This is a genomic window from Chryseobacterium sp. DT-167, from assembly GCF_058310155.1.
The window spans coordinates 1-692 of the sequence record NZ_JBZEEQ010000062.1 but is presented as its reverse complement, the minus strand read 5'-3'; the positions used below and the strand labels follow the sequence as shown (position 1 = coordinate 692).

The following is a 692-nucleotide window of genomic DNA, read 5'->3' as shown; positions in this document are numbered from 1 at the left end:
CCGCCTGCGTGAACTCGAGGCGCTCGCCGCCGGTCGATCGGGGCGTGAGGCGACAGCAGCGCCGCCGGGGGCCGCGGGCGACGCGACCGAGCCGGGGATCGACGCGACCTTCTCGGTGGTTGCCCCGGCGAACGCCTCGGCGGATGCCTCGGGGGAAGGCTCGGGGGCCGCCCGCCGATCACCACGGCGGCACCGTCGCGGCGTTCTCCTCACGGTCGTAGCGGGCGTCGTCGGAATCGCGATCGGCGCGGGCATCGCCGCGGTCGCCGTCTCACGACCCGAGCCCACCGTCGTTGCCACGACCCGGGACACCGAACTGAGTCCGGCGGCCGCCGAGCAGCTCCCGGCGGTCGCCGAGATGGGGGCCTGGGATGCGGGGTCGCTCCGCGTCCTCGGCGGTCTCGACGCGACGACGATCTGGTCGGCGACACGGGATACCGGGGCGGAGACGTGTGTGATCGTCTACTCGGCGGCTGAGGATCAGGGGCTCACGGTCACGTGCGCGGACACCGCGACCGTCACCGCGGACGGCGTCACCGGCGTGGTCTCGGTCTACGACGTCGGTGGCTCGTCGGCGGTCTTCGGTTTCCGGGCCGATCCCGCGCTCGATCCGGGCGTCGTCTTCCGGCGGCAGTGATCCCCGCGGGCGTCGACGCCGTCAGCCGCCGAACTCACCCGTGAGGATCAGGGGA

The 692-nt window shown here is 74.0% G+C and carries 1 protein-coding gene; it reads left to right on the top strand.

Annotated features, from left to right (window positions below; all coding sequences use genetic code 11):
• Positions 1-637, top strand: a 637-nt coding sequence (locus AC4FQ5_RS19745) for a hypothetical protein (RefSeq protein ID WP_491146277.1), incomplete at its 5' end; no start/stop codon positions are given.
• Positions 638-692: the final 55 nt, after the last annotated feature.